This is a genomic window from Variovorax sp. P5_A3 (assembly GCF_056400665.1).
In genome coordinates this window covers 50,463-67,134 of record NZ_JBFUKW010000013.1, presented here as the reverse complement: position 1 = coordinate 67,134, position 16,672 = coordinate 50,463, and the positions used below count along the sequence as shown (strand labels likewise).

Genomic DNA, 16,672 nt, shown 5'->3' with positions numbered 1-16,672 from the left:
CATGAGCAGTCTCACCGTCGCCCTCGCCATCCTTGGCGGACTCGTCCTTGCCACCGTGGTCGGCTACAACGCCTGGACCTCCCATCGCAACGCGCCACGGCAACCCGATGCCAAGGACAGCGAACCGCCCGAATCGGAGCCGCCCCGGCAGGACGACCAGGAGCCCGTGTTCCACGTCGATCCGCACCAGGTGCCCGGCAACGAGCGGCACGAGCCGCTGTTCGACCCGGACCTGCCGGCACCCGCCGCGCTGGCGATGCCCTCGGCCGACCGCCGCGGCGGCCTCGATCCGCTGATCGACGTGATCGCGCCGGTCTCGCTCGATGGCCTCGCCTCGGGCGATGCCGCTATCGCCGCCATGCCGGCCACGCGCCGGGCGGGCAGCAAGCCGGTCGCGGTCGAAGGGCTCAACGAACACACGGGTGAATGGGAACCGGCGGTGCCCGGCCAGCGCTACGGCGCGTTCCAGGTCGGCGTGCAGATGGCGAACCGCACGGGCGCGCTCAACGAGATCGAATATTCCGAGTTCGTCGTCAAGGCACAGGCCTTTGCCGACGCGGTCAACGGTGCGCCGGAGTTTCCCGAAATGCTCGACGAAGTGGGGCGGGCACGAGAGCTCGACCAGTTCGCGAGCACGCACGATGCGCAACTGAGCTTCGTGCTGCGCGCGCGGCATGCCGCCTGGAGTCCCGGCTATGTGCAGCAGAATGCCGCGCGTCTGGGCTTCGTGGCCGGGATCATCCCGGGTCGCATGGTGCTGCCCGCGGGTGAAGTGGGGCTGCCGCCGATCCTCGGTTTGTCTTTCGATACCCAGGCCGCGTTGGCCGACGATCCCGCGCAATCGGCGATCCGCGAACTGACGCTGAGCCTCGACGTGCCGCAGGTCGATCGCGGCGAGCGGCCCTTCGAGCGCATGCGCGAAGCCGCGGCCACGCTGGCGCGCGAGATGGATGGCATCGTCACCGACAGCGACGGCCAGCCCCTGCGCGACGAGACGATGGACGTGATCGGGGGCGACCTGGAGCAGCTGTATGACACGCTCGATACGCGCGATCTTTCCGCTGGTTCACCGCTCGCACGTCGACTATTCAGCTAAGGGCTTTCATGATGACGAAGCATGCAGACGCAGCGCGCGAGGCCGCCGCATTGAGCGAGCAGCTGCATCGCCACGCGCATCTCTACTACGTGCTCGACGCGCCCGAGTTGCCGGACGCGGCGTACGACAAGCTCTTCCAGCGCCTTCAGGCGATCGAGGCCGAATTCCCGGATCTGCGCACGGCCGATTCGCCGACACAGCGGGTGGGTGGCAAGCCGCTCGACGGATTCACGAAGGTGCGCCACAAGGTGCCGATGCTGTCGATCCGCACCGAGACCGACATCACGCCCGGCGGCGCCAGCGCCTTCGATGCGCGCGTGCGCAAGGAACTCGGCCTGGCCGAGGACGCGCCGCAGGTCGAGTACGTCTGCGAACTGAAGTTCGACGGTCTGGCGCTGAATCTTCGCTACGAGAACGGCGTGCTGGTGCAGGCCGCGACCCGCGGGGACGGCGAGATCGGTGAGGAAGTCACGCAGAACATCCGCACTGTCCAGCAGATCCCATTGCGGCTCCAGGGCAAGCCTTCGGAGATTCCGCCGGTGGTGGAAGTGCGCGGCGAGGTCTACATGCGGCGCGACGATTTCGATGCGCTCAACGAACGCCAGCGCGAGAAGATCGCGGCAGGCCAGAAGAACGAGAAGGTCTTCGTCAACCCGCGCAACGCCGCGGCCGGCGCGGTCCGTCAGCTGGACCCTGCGATCGCCGCTGCGCGGCCATTGAGCTTCTTTGCCTACGGCCTCGGCGAAGTCACGCCCCCCGACCAGGGAGGACCGGATTGCCCGACCCAGTTCGACTGGCTCCAGAGGTTCCATGCCTGGGGTTTTCCGGTCGCGACGCAGACCACCCGGGCGCGCGGCGCGATCGAACTGATCGCCTTCCACGAGACGATGGGACGCCAGCGCGACGCGCTGCCCTACGACATCGACGGCGTCGTCTACAAGGTCGACAGTGTCGAGTTGCAGCGCCAGCTCGGCTTCGTCTCGCGCGAACCCCGCTGGGCCGTCGCACACAAGTACCCGGCACAGGAACAACTGACCGAGGTGCTGGCGATCGAGGTGCAGGTCGGGCGTACCGGCAAGCTCACCCCGGTGGCCAAGCTGGCGCCGGTGTTCGTCGGTGGCGTCACCGTGACCAACGCCACGCTGCACAACGAGGACGAGGCGCGTCGCAAGGACGTGCGCGTGGGCGACACCGTCATCGTGCGACGCGCGGGCGACGTCATTCCCGAGGTGGTGGGTGTGCTGCCGGAGAGCGCTGCGCGACCCGACGATCAACGCGGCCCCGTGTTCACCATGCCGCGCAAGTGCCCGGTCTGCGGCTCGGACGCCTTGCGCGAAGAGGGCGAGGTCGATTACCGCTGCACCGGCGGCCTGTTCTGCGGCGCACAACGCAAGGAGGCGATCCTCCACTTTGCGGCACGGCGCGCGCTCGACATCGAGGGCCTGGGCGACAAGCTGGTCGAGCAGCTGGTCGACGCCAACCTGATCCGCACCCTGCCCGATCTTTACAAGCTCGGCTTCAGTACGCTGGCCGGTCTGGACCGCATGGCGGACAAGTCGGCGAAGAACATCGTCGATGCCCTGGAGGCTTCGAAGAGAACCACGCTGCCGCGCTTCCTGTTCGGCCTGGGCATCCGGCACATCGGCGAGAGCACCGCGAAGGATCTGGCCAAGCACTTCGGCAAGCTCGACGCGATCATGGATGCGACCGAGGAGCAGTTGCTCGAAGTGAACGACGTAGGTCCGGTGGTCGCAACCAGCCTGCGCACCTTCTTCGACCAGCCGCACAACCGTGAGGTTGTCGAGCAGCTCCGCGCTTGCGGCGTGCACTGGGAAGAGGGCGAGCCCGCCGCACGGGCGCCGAAGCCGCTGGCGGGAAAGACCTTCGTCATCACCGGGACGCTTCCTACACTGGGCCGCGACGAGGCCAAGGACAAGCTTGAAGCAGCCGGCGCCAAGGTAGCCGGCTCCGTGAGCAAGAAAACCGACTACGTCGTGGCCGGTGCCGAAGCCGGCAGCAAGCTCGACAAGGCGCGCGACCTGGGCGTGACGGTGATCGACGAAGCGCAGATGCTCGGGATTCTCGAAAAAGGTCTACCGTAGAGCCTTCGGGAATTGCCCTGTCAACAGCGCCGCTCGCGGCCCGTTGAGCAGCAGGAAGACCCAGGAGGCTCGAATGAACCGGATTCGCTCTCTGTCAGCCGGCATCGCCATCGGCGCCACCGCTTTTCTCGGCGGCTGCGTGGCGCCGGGCCCTTACTACACCAGCAGCGGCTATCCGTACTACGTCGACCCGGGGCCGGTGGTCGTATCGCCATCGCTCTACGTCGGCGGAGGCTGCTGCTGGGGCAATTACTGGGGTTGGGGCGGCGGCTATTGGGGACGTCCCGCCTACTGGGGTGGGTACTACGGGCGCTCCGGCTACTACGGCGGCTATTACGGGCGTGGCGGCTACTACGGCCGGCCCGGTTACTACGGCGGTGGCGGTGTCTATGCCCGCGGCGGGGGCTACTACGGAGGCGGGCGCGGCGGCAGGCGATAGTGGCACCGCGCGGCCTCGTCCCACGCTCCGCCGCGATAATCCCGCGATGGCCATCCGCGAAATCCTCAAGATGGGCGACCCTCGCCTGCTGCGCATTGCGCAGCCGGTCGCCGCCTTCGATACCGACGAACTGCACCTGCTGGTGCACGACATGTTCGAGACCATGCACGCCGTCAACGGTGCCGGACTGGCCGCACCGCAGCTCGGCGTCGACCAGCAGGTCGTGATCTTCGGCACCGACGCGGTCAATCCACGCTACCCGGACGCGCCGATCGTGCCGCGAACCGTGCTGGTCAACCCGGTCATCACACCGATCGGCACCGAGGAAGAGGAGGGCTGGGAGGGATGCCTCTCGGTGCCGGGCCTGCGCGGCGTGGTGCCGCGCTTCGCCAACATCCGGTACACGGGCTTCGACCCGTATGGCGACCCCATCGATCGCACCGTAAGCGGCTTTCACGCCCGCGTGGTCCAACACGAGGTGGACCACCTGCTGGGCAAGCTATACCCGATGCGCGTGCGCGACTTCTCGCGCTTCGGCTACACCGAAATCCTGTTCCCAGGCCTAGATGCCGCCGAGGACGACTGAGTTCGTCCGAAACAGCCAAGCCCAGAAATCCCGCGGAACCGGCTTCGCCGGGCCGCAGGGATTGCCCCCTGCAAGGGGGTGGAGAGCGACACGAAGTGCGCGAGCCTGGGGGTGGAACCAAGAATCCCGCGGAACCGGCTTCGCCGGGCCGCGGGGATTGCCCCCTGCAAGGGGGTGGAGAGCGACACGAAGTGCGCGAGCCTGGGGGTTAGTTATACCTTCCGCCCGTGCCGGCGACGCTGAAGCGTCCGGCGCCCAGGAGCGCGACGGCCAGTGCGGAAAACAGGAACAGGCCCTGAAGTTCCAGTGCCCAACCACCGCTCTTGCCCAGGTTGCCGATGTCCTTGAGGTGCACGAGCCAGATCGCGACCAGCATGTTGATGACCGTGATCCACGCCGCCGGCCGCGTGTAGATGCCGACGATCATCAGTACCGGCGCCACGATCTCGCCGATATAGACGAGGTAGGCCAGGGCGCCCGGCAGACCATGGGCGGTGATCATCCCCTCGATCCCGCCGACGCCCGTGCTGAGCTTGCTGATGCCGTGGAGCAGGATGAGGATGCCGAGCGCGAGGCGCAGGACGAGTTTGCCGGTGTCGTCGGAACGGATCATTTGAAAAAGCCTTTCAGTTGAAAAAACAGGCGCGATTGTGGTCTATAAGAGCGACCTCTTTGAGAATGCGCTTCCAACCGGTGGTTCCTTGGCAGACTCCGGCGCCGGCCCGTAAACTGCCCGCTGCTTCCATACGAGAGAGAGGATCCCCGAATGAATCAACGCATCCGCCCGGCGCTCGCCGCCGTCGCCGCCACCCTGGCCTTCGTCGCCGCGCCCGCCTTCGCCGGCAAGACACTCGACGCCGTCAAGCAGCGCGGCACCGTCAAGTGCGGCGTGACCAATGGCGTGGCCGGCTTCTCGGCGCCCGACACGCAGGGCAACTGGTCCGGACTGGACGTCGACACCTGCCGCGCCATCGCCGCGGCGGTGCTGGGCGACGGCACGAAGGTGGAGTTCGTCCCGCTCAACTCACAGCAGCGCTTCTCGGCCCTGCAGGCCGGTGAGATCGACATCCTCGCGCGCAACACCACCTGGACCCTGACGCGCGACGCATCGCTCGGCTTCAACTTCACGACCATCACCTACTACGACGGCCAGGGCTTCCTGGTGCCTAAGAAGATCAAGGTGACGAGCGCCAAGCAACTCAAGAACGCCACCATCTGCACGCAGTCGGGCACGACCAACGAGAAGAATGTCGCCGACTACTTCAAGGCGCAGAACATCCCGGTCAAGACCGTCGTGTTCGAGAGCTTCGAGGCCTCGTTCAAGGCCTTCTTCGCCGGCCGTTGCCAGGCCTTCACGACGGACACGTCCGCACTCGCGGGCCTGCGCAACAAGGAAGCGCCCAATCCCGACGACTACGTCATCCTGCCTGAGTTGATCTCCAAGGAGCCCCTCGCGCCGCTGGTGCGACGCGGCGACGACGAATGGTTCGCCATCGCCAAGTGGGTGCCGAATGCGCTCATCGAGGCCGAGGAGTTCGGCATCACGCAGGCCAACATCGACGAGCTCAAGACCAGCAGCAAGGATCCGGCACAACAGCGCCTGATCGGCACCGGCGACGACCTCGGCAAGCTGCTGGGGCTCGACAAGGACTGGTCCTATCGCGCCATCAAGGCGGTGGGCAACTACGGCGAGGTCTTCGAGCGCAACGTCGGTCCGAAGTCGGTGCTGAAGCTGCCGCGCGGATCGAACAACCTGTGGAACAAGGGCGGGCTGATGTACGGATTGCCGGTTCGATGAGCGCGGCGCCGGGCCGTCCGGCGCCGGATGGGCGACGCGCCGTCTGGCTGGCGTGGGCGGCTCAGGCGTTGTTGATTGCCGCAGTGGCCGGGGGCGCTTTCTGGCTCGTGCACCATGCGCTGGAAGTCTTGCGCGCCCGCGGTGTTCGTTCCGGCTTCGACTTCCTCCTGCAGCCGGCCGGCTTCGAGATCTCCGAGGGCTGGCTCGACTTCCACGCGGGCCAGCCGTTCTGGCGTGCCTTTCTGGCGGGTCTCATCAACACCATTCGCGCGGCCATTCCCGCCGCCGTGGTGGCGGTCCTGCTGGGCACGCTGATCGGCATCGGCCGGCTCGCACCACACGTGCTGGTGCGCGGCCTGTGCGGCGCCTATGTCGAGACGATACGCAACGTGCCGCTGCTGGTGCAGTTGCTGATGCTGTACTTCGCGCTCACCCAACTGTTGCCCGATTCGACCGAACCGCTCGAACTGCTGCCCGGCTTCTGGCTCAGCAAGGACGGGCTGTCGATGCCCTGGCCCGTGAGGGAGGAGGGTGCCCTGTGGCCCAGCCACTTCGAGTGGCCGGAGCGTGGCAGCTTCAACGTGAGCGGCGGCGCGGCGTTGAGTCCCGAATACCTCGCGATCGTGATTGCGCTGGGGCTCTACACGGCTTCATTCGTCGCGGAGATCGTCCGGGCCGGCATCACCTCCGTATCGCAGGGCCAGAAACTCGCGGCGCAGGCATTGGGGCTGTCGCCGTGGCAGCAGCTGCGCCTGGTGGTGATGCCGCAAGCCTTGCGCGTGATCGTGCCCGCGCTCACCAACCAGTTGCTGAGCCTGACCAAGAACTCGTCGTTGGCCGTGGCAGTCGGCTACCCGGAACTGGTGTCGATCGCCAATACCTCGCTCAACTCCACCGGCCGCGCCTTCGAATGCATCGCCGTGATCATGGTGGTGTACCTCGCGCTGTCGCTCCTCATCTCCGGCGGCATGAACCGCTACAACGCACGGGTCGCGCTGAGGGGGTGGCGATGATCGGCGCGACGCGTCCGGCCATCGCGTGGCGGCAGGAATTGTGGGGATCGCCGCTGCGCATCGCATCGACAGTGGCGCTGGTCCTCCTGTTCGCCTGGGCCGGCGTTCACGCCGTGGATTGGGCGGTACTGCATGCGGTATTCCGCCCCGATGCCGACGCCTGCCGGGCGGTTCAACACGGCGCCTGCTGGGGCGTGATTGCCGAGAAGTGGCGTCCGATCCTGTTCGGGCGCTATCCGTATGAGGACCAATGGCGGCCCGCGATCGCCGTCACAGTGCTGTCACTGACCACCATGCTCAGCGCTTGGCCGCGTACCTGGCGCTGGTGGCTGTTGCCGCTGTGGGTCGTGGCGCTCGGGTTCTTCGCCGTGCTGATGCGTGGCGGTTTCGTGGGCCTCGAGTTCGTCCCGACGAATCGCTGGGGCGGACTGCCGTTGACCATCGGGCTGGCGGTCGTGGGGCTGGCGCTTGCCTTCCCTTTGGCGCTGTTGCTCGCGCTGGGGAGGCGTTCGCAATGGCCGGTCGTTCGCACGCTGTGCGCGACCTACATCGAACTCGTGCGCGGCGTGCCGCTGATCTCGGTGCTGTTCATGGCCTCGTTCCTGCTGCCGCTGCTGTGGCCCGCGGGCTGGCAGCCCGACGTGCTGCTGCGCGTGCTCGCAGGTTTGTCGCTGTTCGTCGCAGCCTACCTGTCCGAGATCATCCGCGGCGGCCTTCAGGCAGTGCCGCGAGGACAGACGGAGGTCGCCATGGCGCTCGGATTCGGCCGCTGGCCGGTGCAGCGCGACATCATCCTGCCGCAGGCCCTGCGACTCGTCGTGCCGGCGCTGACCAACAACGTGGTCGGCACGCTGAAGGACACCTCGCTCGTCACCGTGGTGGGCCTGTTCGAGCTGACGGGCGCGCTAGGCCTCGCCCTCGGCGGCGATCCGACCTGGCGGCCGTTCTACCTCGAGGGGTATCTCTTCATCGCGCTGGTGTACTGGGTGTTGTGCTTCGGGCTGTCGCGCTACAGCGTGTGGCTGGAGCGGCGGCTGGCAGCCGGGCGCGACTAGATTTTCGTCGACTACTCCGGGGATGATGGTGCCAGCCGCCGAAGGTCCTTGTAGCCCGTGTTGAACTCGTTCCAGTCGTCCTGGGTCCATTCCGCCCAATTGAGACTCCTGCCGTCTTCGGTCCTGCCGACATACCGCAACTCGAGATACTTGCCGGTCCAACGGCAAGCGTGCACGCAGTGCAACTGAACGTGGTGGTCAACAAAATCGGGGGACAACGCGAAGTTGCAATACTCATCGTTTCGAATGCTGGGATAGACGACAGCGTCGATATTCTTCTCATGAAGCCAGAAGTGACTTATCGCAGCGGTATCGCTGTAATCCTCTCTGCGAAACTGCATCGGGGTCTGCTGCATTCTGTCCCAGGTCTCGTCTGGCCTTCCTGCCAGTGCATCTGAATTGCGAACATGCTCACGCAACTCGTTGCGAAGATCCGCCCATCGACTGGGGGCGCAAAACTGATCGTGGATCAAGAGCATGAGTTCGATGTCAGCCGGAATCGGCATCTTGAAGACCGCGAGGTGCAACCAATCGCCGATTTTTATGTGCAGCTCGTCAAGCACCACGGCCGGGGACTCACCCGCATAGAAGACCGGAAAGCCGGGAATATTGGCGCGGCCGTATGTCAGGCAGTATTCGGCCGGCGGGTACGAGAAATGGTTGGCCTTCGGGGTAAGGTCTTTCGGGTCCACCGTTCTGCCGCGAAAGAACACCATGCGCACACCTTGAAGAACGGAGCTTCCTACATCGCCTAGACCATAGGTCTCCCTGATCAGGTGGTACTTGGCGACGGTCGCTTGATGGAGGGCGTGTCTGGTCATGCGGCGACTCCGTGTCGATCCCAGGGCCTCCCTGCAAACCGTTCGAGCAGGAGGTTCAAGGTTGAAATCCGCTGAAGCAAAGCCGCGATTTCAGGCGCAGCGGCGTGGCATCCAAGGCAAGCTCCTCAGGCAGCCAGCGCTTCGAGCAGTTCCGTCTCGATCGCGAGTTGCGCCCGCTGGCCCTGCAGTTCCGGCCCGCTGATCAGGAAGGTGTCCTCGACACGTTCGCCAAGGGTTGTCACCTTGGCGAGTTGCAGGTTGAGGTGGTGCCGCGCCAGCACGCGCGCCACCGAATACAACAAGCCCGCGCGATCGCTCGCGGAGATGTTCAGCAGCCAGCGCTGGGCTTTCTCGTCCGGCAGCAGGCTGATGCGCGGCTTGATAGGGAAGCTGCGCACCCGGCGAGAAACGCGCCCTTTGCTCGGCGCAGGCAGCGGGCCGGCCTCGCTCAGCGTCTTGGCCAGTCCGGTCTCCACCATGTTGATCAGGTCGCGGTAGTGCTCAGGGATGAAGGTGGTGACCACCTGGAAGGTGTCGAGCGCGAAGCCGTTGGTCGCGGTATGCACCTTGGCGTCGAGGATGCTGAAGGACGACTGGTCGAAGTAGCCGCAGATGCGCGCGAACAGGTCGGGCTGGTCCGGCGTGTAGACCGCGACCTGCAAGCCTTCTCCGACCGGCGACAGCCGGGCCCGGACAAGGGGCGGCGTGTGCGGGTCGATCGGCACGCCGGGATGGGGCACGTGACGCGACAGCTGCCTGGCATGCCATGCGATCTCTGATGCGTCGTGGCGCATGAAGTAGCCGACATCGAGGGTGTCCCAGAGTGCCCTGTGCGAATCCAGCGGCTCGGCGTGGAGCGCGAGTTGCACCAGGGCCTCGCGCTTGCGCGCCTCGATCTCCGCGCCCGGATCGGGCATGCGGCCGCCGAAGGCGCGCAGGGTGTAGCGGTAGAGGTCTTCGAGCAGCTTGCCTTTCCACGCGTTCCACACGCGCGGCGAGGTGCCCCGGATGTCGGCGATGGTGAGCAGGTAGAGGGCAGTCAGGTAGCGCTCGTTGCCGACGCGCCCGGCGAAGGCGCCGATCACCTCGGGATCGCCCAGGTCCTGCTTCTGCGCGACCTGGCTCATCACCAGGTGCTCGGAGACGAGGAACTCGATCAGCTTCGTGTCTTCGCGCGAGATCTCGTGCTGCCGGCAGAAGCGGCGGACGTCGCGCGCGCCCAGGGTCGAATGGTCGCCGCCGCGGCCCTTGGCGATGTCGTGGAACAGCGCGGCGATGTACAGGATCCAAGGCTTGTCCCAGCCGGCCGCGAGTTGCGAGCAGAAGGGGTACTCGTGCGCATGCTCGGCGATGAAGAAGCGCCGGACATTGCGGACCACCATGAGGATGTGCTGGTCGACCGTGTAGACGTGGAACAGGTCGTGCTGCATCTGCCCCACGATGCTGCGGAAGACGCGCAGGTAGCGCCCGAGCACCGAGGTCTGGTTCATCAGCCGCAGCGCGTGCGTGATGCCGCGCGGTTCCGTCAGCATCCGCATGAAGGTCATGTGGTTCGTGCGGTCGTTGCGGAACTTACTGTCCATCACGTGGCGCGCGTTGTAGAGCGCGCGCAGCGTCCGGGCCGACAGGCCGTTGACGCCGATGGTCTTCTGGTAGAGCAGGAAGGTCTCGAGGATCGCGTGCGGATTCCTGATGTAGAGGTCGTCGCTCGCGACCTCGATGAGCCCGCCCTTCTCGTAGAAGCGCTCGTTGATGGGCGTCGGCTCCTCGGCCTGCGGCTGCAGGCGGTCGGCGATGTTGAGCAGCAGGATCTGGTTGAGCTGCGTGACGGCCTTCGCGGCCCAGTAGTAGCGACGCATGAGCGCCTCGCTCGCCTTGCGCTGCGATTCGCCGACGTAGCCGAAGGTGGCGGCCACGGCAGTCTGCAGGTCGAACACCAGCCGGTCCTCGCGCCGGTTGGCGGTGACGTGCAGGCGTGCACGGATCAGGCTCAGCAGTGCCTCGTTGCGCTTGATCTGCTGGATCTCGAAGGTGGTGGCGAGGCCGTTCTTCGCGAGATCGTCCCAGCGCTTGCCGAAGCCTGCGGCCTTCGTCATCCAGAGGATGGTCTGGAGGTCGCGCAGGCCGCCGGGCGATTCCTTGCAATTGGGTTCGAGCGCGTAGGGCGTGTTCTCGAACTTCTGGTGCCGGTGCCGCATCTCCTGCGACTTGGCGGCGAAGAAAGCCTGCGGGTCGATGGCCGCGAGGAAGCTCTTGCGGAAGGTGGTGTAGAGCTTCTTGTCGCCGACGATCAGGCGCGATTCGAGCAGCGAGGTCTGGACCGTCACGTCCTTGGCGGCCTCGGCCAGGCATTCCGCGACCGTGCGTACGCTGGAGCCGATCTCCAGGCCGGCGTCCCAGCAATGGCCGATGAAGGCTTCGAGGCGGCCGGGTTCGATGTCCGCTCCATGCCCTTCGGGCAACAACAGCAGCACGTCGACGTCCGAATACGGAAAGAGTTCGCCCCGCCCGAAGCCGCCGACCGCGACCAGCGCGAGCTGGTTGCCGAAGCCGGCGTCCGACCAGAGCGCGCTCAGCGTTTCGTCGGACAGCGCCGCGAGCTGGCGCAGCACGGTGTGGACGCTGCGGGTGGGCGCGCGGGCGCTGCGAAGCTGGTCGAACAGCGCCAGCTTGTGCGTACGGTAGGCGTCACGCAATGATGGGATGTCCACCTCGAGCGCCCTCGGAAGCCGGCGCCGGGTCAAGCCGCGGCGCTGACGAACGCGGGCGGCGGCGGGCTGCCGGCCGACAGCGTGAGCACCTCGTAGCCGGTCTCGGTGACCAGCACCGTGTGCTCCCACTGCGCCGACAGCGAGTGGTCGCGCGTCACGATGGTCCAACCGTCGTACTGGCCGCCCTTGGCGTCTTCCTTGATGTCGCGCTTGCCGGCGTTGATCATCGGCTCGATGGTGAAGGTCATGCCGGGCTTGAGCTCCTCGAGCGTGCCGGGCTTGCCGTAGTGCAGCACCTGTGGCTCCTCGTGGAAGCCGCGGCCGATGCCGTGGCCGCAGAACTCGCGCACGACCGAGAAGCCGTTGCTCTCTGCAAAGCGCTGGATCGCGAAGCCGATGTCGCCAAGCCGGGCGCCCGGCTTGACCTTGACGATGCCGTGCCACATGGCGTCATAGGTGAAGGTGCACAGCCGCTTGGCCGCGATGGAAGCGTCGCCGACGACGAACATGCGGCTGGTGTCGCCGTGCCAGCCGTCCTTGATGACGGTGATGTCGCAATTGACGATATCGCCCTTCTTGAGCAGCTTGTCGTTCGGGATGCCATGGCAGACGACGTGGTTGACCGAGGTGCAGATCGACTTGGGGTAGGGCACGGTGCTGGCCCCCATGTAGTTCAGCGGGGCCGGGATCGCGCCCTGCACCTGCGTGATGTAGTCGTGGGCGAGCTTGTCGATTTCGTTCGTGGTCACGCCGGGCTTGATGTGGGGCGTGATGTAGTCCAGCACTTCGGAAGCGAGGCGGCATGCCACGCGCATGCCGGCCACGCCCTCGGCGTCTTTGTAGGTAATGCTCATGGCCGGAATTATCCCATCCGGACCGCTAAAATTCAGGGTTGGCGCGGATGGCCCCAGTCAGCGGCTGCCGCCTCTTTCTCTTCATTCTCAACGCGGCCGACCGGCCGATCCGACTGTGACGTTGCCCGTGAACCCGTCTTCCCATCCCGCACCCGTGGTGACTTTCTTCGAGGGCGGCAGCGCACTCAGCGAATTCCGGGCCCGGCAGATCCTGCCCCGCCTCCAGGCGGTCGATCCGCGCATCGAGGGCTTGGGCGCCCGCTTCATGCACCTGGTCGTCACCGAATCGCCGCTGGACGCCGTAGGGCGCGAGCGCTTCGCCGCGTTGCTGGGCTACGGCGAGCCTTTCGTCGCACCGGGCAAGGCGGGGCCGACGATCGTCGTCACGCCCCGGCTGGGCACGGTGTCGCCATGGGCCTCCAAGGCGACCGACATCGCCCACAACTGCGGGCTCGCCCTGCGCCGCGTGGAGCGCGTCACCGAATACCACCTGACGCTGAAGGCGCCGCTGCTCGGCAAGGCCCTGGGCAAGGCCGCCACGCTGGAGGGCGACAAGCTCGCCGCCATCGCCGACCTGCTGCATGACCGCATGACCGAATCGGTCCTCGCCCAGCTTGACCAGGCGGCCAATCTCTTCGCCGAGCTGCCGCCCCAGCCGATGGCGCAGGTCGACGTGCGGGACGGCGGCCGCGCGGCCCTGGTCGAGGCCAACAAGAGCTTCGGCCTCGCGCTGGCGGAAGACGAGATCGACTACCTGGTCGAAGCCTTCACCCGCCTCGGCCGAAACCCCAGCGATGTCGAGCTGATGATGTTCGCGCAGGCCAACAGCGAACACTGCCGCCACAAGATCTTCAACGCCGACTTCATCATCGACGGCGAGGCGCAGCCGCAGAGCCTCTTCTCGATGATCCGCCACACCGAGCGCCAGAACCCGCAGCACACGGTCATCGCCTATGCCGACAACGCGTCGGTGATGGAAGGCACGCAGGTGGAGCGCTTCGTCGCCGCGTCGGAATCGGGCAGCTACCGGAAGCAGGATGCCCTGAGCCATGTGCTGATGAAGGTCGAGACGCACAACCATCCGACCGCGATCTCGCCCTTCCCGGGGGCATCGACCGGCGCGGGCGGCGAGATCCGCGACGAAGGCGCCACCGGGCGCGGCTCCAAACCCAAGGCCGGCCTGACCGGCTTCACGGTCTCGAAGCTCTGGCCGGAAGAGGGCAGCTACGGCAAGCCGGGCCACATCGCGAGCCCGCTGCAGATCATGACCGAGGGCCCGCTGGGCGGCGCCGCCTTCAACAACGAGTTCGGCCGGCCCAACCTGCTGGGCTACTTCCGCGAGTACGAGCAGGCCATCGGCAGCGACGGCGACACCGTGCAGCGCGGCTACCACAAGCCCATCATGATCGCGGGCGGCCTCGGCAGCATCGACGCCGGGCAGACGAAGAAGATCCAGTTCCCGGCCGGCGCATTGCTGATCCAGCTTGGCGGACCCGGCATGCGCATCGGCATGGGCGGCAGCGCCGCCAGTTCGATGGCGACCGGCGCCAATGCGGCAGAGCTCGACTTCGACTCCGTGCAGCGCGGCAATCCCGAGATCGAGCGTCGCGCGCAAGAGGTGATCAACCATTGCTGGCAGCAGGGCGACGCCAACCCCATCCTCGCGATTCACGACGTCGGTGCCGGCGGCCTGAGCAATGCCTTCCCGGAACTCACGAACGACGCGGGTCGAGGCGCGCGCTTCGATCTGCGCGCCGTTCCGCTCGAGGAATCGGGCATGGCGCCGAAGGAAATCTGGTGCAACGAAAGCCAGGAACGCTACGTCCTCGCCATCGCCCCGGAATCGCTCGAACAGTTCCGCGCCTTCTGCGAACGCGAGCGCTGCCCGTTCGCCGTGGTTGGCGTCGCGACCGACGCTCGCCAGTTGCTCGTCGCCGACGAAGGTGCCGAGGCACAACCGGTCGACATGCCGATGGACGTGCTGCTGGGCAAGCCGCCCAAGATGCTGCGCGACGTGAAGACCGTCGAGCGTCGCTTCAGGCCGCTGGACCTCACCGGCGTGGACCTTCAGAAGGCCGCGATCGACGTGCTGTCGCATCCGACCGTCGCATCGAAGCGCTTCCTCATCACGATCGGTGACCGCACCGTGGGCGGCCTCAGCCATCGCGACCAGATGGTCGGACCCTGGCAGGTGCCGGTGGCCGATTGCGCCGTGACGCTGGCCGACTACAGAGGCTTCGCGGGCGAGGCGATGAGCATGGGCGAGCGCACTCCGCTAGCGTCCATCGACGCGCCGGCTTCGGGCCGCATGGCGGTGGGCGAGGCGATCACCAATCTGCTGGCAGCCCCCATCGACCTGTCGCGCGTCAAGCTGTCGGCCAACTGGATGGCCGCCTGCGGCGAGCCGGGCGAGGATGCGGCGCTGTACGAGACCGTCAAGGCGGTGGGACTGGAGCTGTGCCCGGCGCTCGGTATCTCGATCCCGGTCGGCAAGGATTCGCTGTCGATGCGCACCCAATGGCAGGACGGCGGCGAGCAGAAGAAGGTCACGTCACCCGTGAGCCTGATCGTGAGCGCCTTTGCCACGCTGGCGGACGTGCGCGGCACGCTCACGCCGCAACTCGATGCCGGCGAGGCCGACACGACGCTGGTGCTCATCGACCTCGGCCATGGCAAGCACCGCATGGCCGGCAGCATCCTGGCGCAGACGCTGGCGCAAAGCGGCGATACGGTGCCCGACCTGGACGATCCGCAAGACCTCGTCAAGCTCGTCGCCGCGGTCAACGTACTGCGCGCCGAAGGCAAGATCCTCGCGATGCACGACCGCAGCGACGGTGGCTTGTTCGCCGCCGCTTGCGAGATGGCCTTCGCCGGACACGTCGGCGTGGCGCTCAATGTCGACCTGCTGGTCACCGAAGGCGACGGCATCAGCGACAGCCGCGCGGAATACGGCGACGCCAAGAACTGGGCCGGGCAGGTCAGCGCCCGCCGCGAGGAACTCACGCTCAAGGCGCTCTTCAATGAAGAGCTCGGCCTGCTGCTGCAGGTGCGGACCGCCGAGCGCAACGAGGTCATGCAGACCCTCCGCGCGCACGGCCTGAGCGCTCACAGCCACTTCGTCGGCAAGACGCGTCCCGACAACTCGGTGATGGACGCGGGCAAGGGCAAGGTCGAAGTGTGGCGCGATGCCAAGTCCGTCTTCAGCGCCAGTCTCGCCGACCTGCACCAGGTCTGGGATTCGGTCAGCTGGAAGATCTGCCGCGAGCGCGACAACCCCGAATGCGCAGACGCCGAACACGCCGCGGCTGGCGATCCGAAGGACCCGGGCGCGCACGTGCTGCTCGCGGACGGCGCCGCCGAGAACGTCGCAGCGCCTTTCCTGAATCTCGCCCGGCCCAAGGTCGCGATCCTGCGGGAGCAGGGCGTGAACTCGCACGTCGAGATGGCCTACGCATTCACAGAGGCAGGCTTCGAGGCTTTCGACGTTCACATGACCGACCTGCAGACCGGCAGGGCGGACCTGGCCGACTTCAAGGGCGTGGTCGCCTGCGGCGGCTTCAGCTATGGCGACACGCTCGGCGCCGGCATCGGCTGGGCACGCAGCATCACCTTCAACCCGAAGCTGGCGGACCAGTTCAAGGGCTTCTTCGGCCGGACCGACACCTTCGGCCTCGGCGTCTGCAACGGCTGCCAGATGTTCGCCGAACTGGCCGACATCATCCCCGGCGCCGAAGCCTGGCCGCGCTTCACGACGAACCAGAGCGAGCGCTTCGAGGCGCGGCTGTCGATGGTCGAGGTACTCGATTCGCCCAGCCTGTTCTTCGCAGGCATGGCGGGCAGCCGGCTGCCGATCGCCGTGGCGCATGGCGAGGGCTACGCCAACTTCAAGCACCGCGGCGACCCGAGCAAGGCGATTGCTGCCATGCGTTTCGTCGACAACAACGGCCAAGCGACCGAGCGCTACCCGTTCAACCCGAACGGCAGCGCGGGCGGCCTCACCTCGGTCACCACCGCCGACGGCCGATTCACCGCGCTGATGCCCCATCCGGAGCGCGTGTTCCGCAACATCCAGATGAGCTGGACCTCGGGCAACAAGAGCGAGTTGAGCCCCTGGATGCGCATCTGGAGAAACGCCCGTAAGTGGGTGGCTTGAGCGCCGTTGCTTCCAAAGAAAAMGCGGCCCGAGGGCCGCTTTTT

12 protein-coding genes are annotated in these 16,672 nt (G+C 66.6%); 8 read left to right on the top strand and 4 right to left on the bottom strand.

Annotation, left to right across the window (positions count from 1 at the left end; genetic code table 11):
* The first annotated feature begins 1 nt into the window (after position 1).
* The 4 genes from AC1D3B_RS20655 to def all read left to right on the top strand — a co-directional run bounded on the left by AC1D3B_RS20655 (position 2) and on the right by def (position 4,223).
* Positions 2-1,096: a cell division protein ZipA C-terminal FtsZ-binding domain-containing protein gene (locus AC1D3B_RS20655; RefSeq protein ID WP_478192541.1), complete on the top strand. Its 1,095-nt coding sequence runs from the start codon at positions 2-4 to the stop codon at positions 1,094-1,096.
* 11 nt (positions 1,097-1,107) lie between these two features.
* Positions 1,108-3,198: an NAD-dependent DNA ligase LigA gene (ligA, locus tag AC1D3B_RS20650; protein ID WP_478192540.1), complete on the top strand. Its 2,091-nt coding sequence runs from the start codon at positions 1,108-1,110 to the stop codon at positions 3,196-3,198.
* A 73-nt stretch (positions 3,199-3,271) separates the two neighbouring features.
* Positions 3,272-3,637, top strand: coding sequence for a hypothetical protein (locus AC1D3B_RS20645; protein ID WP_478192539.1), 366 nt, complete (start codon positions 3,272-3,274; stop codon positions 3,635-3,637).
* A 46-nt stretch (positions 3,638-3,683) separates the two neighbouring features.
* Positions 3,684-4,223 (top strand): peptide deformylase, encoded by a 540-nt coding sequence (gene def / locus AC1D3B_RS20640; protein ID WP_478192538.1) that lies wholly within the window; start codon positions 3,684-3,686, stop codon positions 4,221-4,223.
* 208 nt (positions 4,224-4,431) lie between these two features.
* On the opposite strand, the gene AC1D3B_RS20635 is transcribed toward def, so the two are convergent.
* Positions 4,432-4,836, bottom strand: coding sequence for a DoxX family protein (locus AC1D3B_RS20635; RefSeq protein ID WP_478192537.1), 405 nt, complete (start codon positions 4,834-4,836; stop codon positions 4,432-4,434).
* A 153-nt stretch (positions 4,837-4,989) separates the two neighbouring features.
* On the opposite strand from AC1D3B_RS20635, the gene AC1D3B_RS20630 reads away from it, so the two are divergent.
* From AC1D3B_RS20630 to AC1D3B_RS20620, 3 genes are read left to right on the top strand one after another with little or no spacing between them, the layout of a single operon-like run.
* Positions 4,990-6,021, top strand: coding sequence for an amino acid ABC transporter substrate-binding protein (locus AC1D3B_RS20630; RefSeq protein ID WP_478192536.1), 1,032 nt, complete (start codon positions 4,990-4,992; stop codon positions 6,019-6,021).
* Positions 6,018-7,034, top strand: coding sequence for an amino acid ABC transporter permease (locus tag AC1D3B_RS20625; RefSeq protein WP_478192535.1), 1,017 nt, complete (start codon positions 6,018-6,020; stop codon positions 7,032-7,034). Before AC1D3B_RS20630 ends, AC1D3B_RS20625 begins: the two co-directional genes overlap by 4 nt.
* On the top strand, positions 7,031-8,089 hold the full coding sequence (locus AC1D3B_RS20620; protein WP_478192534.1) for an amino acid ABC transporter permease: 1,059 nt from the start codon (positions 7,031-7,033) through the stop codon (positions 8,087-8,089). Before AC1D3B_RS20625 ends, AC1D3B_RS20620 begins: the two co-directional genes overlap by 4 nt.
* An 11-nt stretch (positions 8,090-8,100) precedes the next feature.
* On the opposite strand, the gene AC1D3B_RS20615 is transcribed toward AC1D3B_RS20620, so the two are convergent.
* The 3 genes from AC1D3B_RS20615 to map all read right to left on the bottom strand — a co-directional run bounded on the left by AC1D3B_RS20615 (position 8,101) and on the right by map (position 12,475).
* The gene (locus tag AC1D3B_RS20615) at positions 8,101-8,910 is read right to left on the bottom strand and encodes an RES family NAD+ phosphorylase (RefSeq protein ID WP_478192533.1); all 810 of its coding nucleotides are present in this window, start codon (positions 8,908-8,910) and stop codon (positions 8,101-8,103) included.
* Between the two features lie 125 nt (positions 8,911-9,035).
* The gene (locus AC1D3B_RS20610; RefSeq protein ID WP_478192532.1) at positions 9,036-11,621 is read right to left on the bottom strand and encodes a [protein-PII] uridylyltransferase; all 2,586 of its coding nucleotides are present in this window, start codon (positions 11,619-11,621) and stop codon (positions 9,036-9,038) included.
* A gap of 29 nt (positions 11,622-11,650) precedes the next feature.
* Positions 11,651-12,475, bottom strand: coding sequence for a type I methionyl aminopeptidase (map, locus tag AC1D3B_RS20605; protein ID WP_478192531.1), 825 nt, complete (start codon positions 12,473-12,475; stop codon positions 11,651-11,653).
* Between the two features lie 127 nt (positions 12,476-12,602).
* On the opposite strand from map, the gene purL reads away from it, so the two are divergent.
* Positions 12,603-16,628 (top strand): phosphoribosylformylglycinamidine synthase, encoded by a 4,026-nt coding sequence (gene purL / locus AC1D3B_RS20600; protein ID WP_478192530.1) that lies wholly within the window; start codon positions 12,603-12,605, stop codon positions 16,626-16,628.
* The last annotated feature ends 44 nt before the right edge of the window (positions 16,629-16,672 follow it).